Source organism: Streptomyces sp. NPDC054961 (genome assembly GCF_053609145.1).
Genome location: NZ_JBSGWY010000002.1, coordinates 167,952 through 170,611, shown reverse-complemented (window position 1 = coordinate 170,611; position 2,660 = coordinate 167,952). Strand labels below are relative to the sequence as shown.

Genomic DNA, 2,660 nt, shown 5'->3' with positions numbered 1-2,660 from the left:
CTCTCGGTCACCGCGTCCCCGCGGCCCCCCCCCCCCCCCCCCACCCCCCCCCCCCCCCCCCCCCCCCCGGCGGGCCCGCGCCGGGGGGGGCCCCGCCCCCCCCCCGGGGCCGGGAGTCGCGGGACCGCGTGGAGCAGGACGGGGCCGACGCGGCCAGGGGCAGGGACGCCGAGGGACAGGGGAGCCAAAGGACATGGACTTCAGCTTCGACGAGGAGGACGAGGAGCTGCGCGGCCGCGCCCGGTCGTGGCTCGCCGAGCACCTCGTGGGCCCGTACGCGCAGGCGGTGGGCCTCGGCGGGCCCGGCAGCGAGCACGAGGGGGTCGAGGTCCGGCGCGCGTGGGAGCGCGAGCTGGGGCGTGGCGGATGGATCGGCCAGGGCTGGGAGACGGAGGGGGCCGGGGACGCGTACGGCAACCGGCGGCTCTCCCTGACCGGGCAGGTGGTGTGGGCGGAGGAGTACGCCGCCGCGCGCGCCCCCGCCCGGGTCGGCCACATCGGCGAGAACCTCCTCGCGCCGACACTGATCGCCTACGGCTCGCCGGAGCAGCGGGCCCGCTTCCTCCCCGCCATCGCCCGCGGCGAGGAACTCTGGTGCCAGGGGTACTCCGAACCCGGCGCGGGATCCGACCTCGCGGGCATCCGCACCACGGCGGTGGCGGATCCGGCCGACGGGCTGCTGCGCGTCACCGGGCAGAAGATCTGGACCTCCCTCGCGCGGGACGCCGACTGGTGCTTCGTCCTGGCCCGTACGGAGCCCGGGTCGAAGCGTCACCGGGGGCTGTCCTTCCTCCTCGTGCGGATGGACCAGCCGGGGAAGGTCGAAGTCCGGCCGATCCGGCAGATGTCGGGGACCTCCGAGTTCAACGAGGTGTTCTTCGACGGGGCCGTCGCCGCCGAGGTCGTGGGCGGGGAGGGCAACGGCTGGACCGTGGCCATGGGGCTGCTCGCCCTGGAGCGGGGCGTCTCCACGCTCGTCCAGCAGATCGGCTTCGCGGCCGAACTGGAACGGGTGGTCGCCTCCTACACGGCCGCGGGCACGGGCGCGGGAGATCCGGTGCTGCGCGAACGCCTCGTACGGCAGTGGGCCGAGCTGCGCACGATGCGGTGGAACGCGCTGCGGACCCTGGGGTCCGCGGGTCCGTCCGGGAACCCGTCCGGGAACCCGTCCGGGAACGCGGGCGGCGGGGACCAGGGCGCGCCGAGCGTGGCGAAGCTGCTGTGGGGCGGCTGGCACCGGCGGCTCGGCGAGCTGGCCGTGGCGGTCCGGGGCGCGGCCGCCACGGCCGGGCCGGGCGACTGGGCGCGGGACGTCCCGTACGAACTCGGACTCGACGAGGAGCAGCGGCTGTTCCTGTTCACCCGCGCCGACACGATCTACGGCGGCTCGGACGAGATCCAGCGCAACATCATCGCCGAGCGCGTGCTCGGCCTGCCTAAGGAGTCCAGGTGAGAGGCGTCGTGTTCGACGGCAAGCAGGCCCAGGTGGTCGACGACCTGGAGGTGCGTGACCCGGGGCCGGGTGAGGTGCTGGTGGCGATATCCGCGGCCGGGCTGTGCCACAGCGACCTGTCGGTGATCGACGGGACGATCCCCTTCCCGCCGCCGGTGGTGCTCGGGCACGAGGGCGCGGGCATGGTCGAGGCGATCGGGTCCGGCGTCACGCACGTGGCGCCCGGGGACCACGTCTCCCTCTCCACGCTCGCCAACTGCGGGGCCTGCGCCGACTGCGACCGCGGGAGGCCGACCATGTGCCGCACGGCCATCGGCCGGCCCGGGCAGCCGTTCTCGCGGGGCGGGAAGCCGGTCTTCCAGTTCGCCTCCAACTCCGCCTTCGCCGAGCGGACCGTCGTCAAGGCGGTCCAGGCGGTGAAGATCCCCCGGGACATTCCGCTGACCTCGGCGGCGCTGATCGGCTGCGGGGTGCTGACGGGCGTGGGCGCCGTACTGAACCGGGCGAAGGTGGACCGGGGCGAGACGGTGGTCGTCATCGGCACGGGCGGCATCGGGCTGAACGTGCTCCAGGGCGCCCGGATCGCGGGCGCGACGACCATCGTGGCGGTGGACGCCAACCCGGCGAAGGAGGCGGTGGCCCGCCGGTTCGGCGCCACGCACTTCATCGACGCCTCGGCGGTGCCCGACTCCTCGGCGGCCGTGAAGGAGATCCTGCCGACCGGCGCGGACCACGCCTTCGAGTGCGTGGGCAACGTCAAGCTGATCCGGCAGGCCATCGACCTGCTGGACCGGCACGGACAGGCGGTCCTGCTCGGCGTGCCCGGCTTCGCGCAGGAGGCGTCCTTCCAGGTCTCGTCCCTGTACCTGGACAAGACGATCATGGGATGCCGCTACGGCTCCTCGCGCCCCCAGCGGGACATCGCGCTCTACGCCGAGCTCTACCGGCAGGGCAAGCTCCTGCTGGACGAGCTGGTGACGGAGGTCTACCCGGTCGAGGACTTCGCCAAGGCCGTGGACGACGCGCACCACGGGCGGGTGGCGCGCGGGGTGCTCACCTTCTGAGGGGCGGGCGGCCGGGCGGCCGGGCCGGAGACGGCCGGCGTCAGGACGGTCCGCGTGCGGGCGGGGTCCCTGTCTCTTATAAAAAAAACCCAGCCCACCAAAACACGAAAGATCTGGGTGTGGCGGGGTGTGGGGTAGACAGA

Annotated in this window: 2 protein-coding genes; both read left to right on the top strand. The window is 74.2% G+C overall.

Annotated elements, in window-relative coordinates; translation table 11 throughout:
• Positions 1-193 precede the first annotated feature (193 nt).
• Positions 194-1,453: an acyl-CoA dehydrogenase family protein gene (locus ACWF9Z_RS02955; protein WP_453596801.1), complete on the top strand. Its 1,260-nt coding sequence runs from the start codon at positions 194-196 to the stop codon at positions 1,451-1,453.
• Complete coding sequence (locus ACWF9Z_RS02950) at positions 1,450-2,517, top strand: Zn-dependent alcohol dehydrogenase (RefSeq protein WP_453596800.1); 1,068 nt, start codon at positions 1,450-1,452, stop codon at positions 2,515-2,517. Before ACWF9Z_RS02955 ends, ACWF9Z_RS02950 begins: the two co-directional genes overlap by 4 nt.
• Positions 2,518-2,660 lie beyond the last annotated feature (143 nt).

Excerpts from the sequence above, each read along its gene's own strand:
- ACWF9Z_RS02955 (WP_453596801.1), top strand. The coding sequence starts at position 194 with ATGGACTTCAGCTTCGACGAGGAGGACGAGGAGCTGCGCGGCCGCGCC.